This is a genomic window from Mesorhizobium sp. M5C.F.Ca.ET.164.01.1.1, assembly GCF_004792125.1.
In the GTDB taxonomy this organism is placed as follows: Bacteria; Pseudomonadota; Alphaproteobacteria; order Rhizobiales; family Rhizobiaceae; genus Mesorhizobium; species Mesorhizobium wenxiniae.
This window is the reverse complement of record NZ_SRTG01000644.1, coordinates 1-279: the sequence shown is the minus strand read 5'-3', so window position 1 is coordinate 279 and position 279 is coordinate 1. Positions and strand designations below refer to the sequence as shown.

The window sequence follows — 279 nt, the reverse complement described above, 5'->3', positions numbered from 1 at the left end:
CGCGGCCGAACAACGCCGTGACCAGCGACAGCGGATGCACGGCGAAATCGTCGAGCGCGCCATAGCCGGAAGTCGCTTCGTGCTTCCAGAAGAACGGCGCCTCGGGATCGGCCATGAAATCCTCGTCCATCTCGATGCGCAGATGGTTGACCTCGCCGATGATCTTCTCGTCGAGCAGCGCGCCGATGTGACGGATTGCCGGGCTCTGGATGTAGTTGTAGCCGAGTGCCGCGACCTTGCCGGACTTTCTCGCCGCTGCCGCCATCGCCTCGGCTTCGG

General features: G+C 64.2%; 1 pseudogene. It reads right to left on the bottom strand.

The features are described from left to right. Positions 1-279 (bottom strand): annotated as a pseudogene (locus EN807_RS35110) (gfo/Idh/MocA family oxidoreductase); the annotation flags it as partial.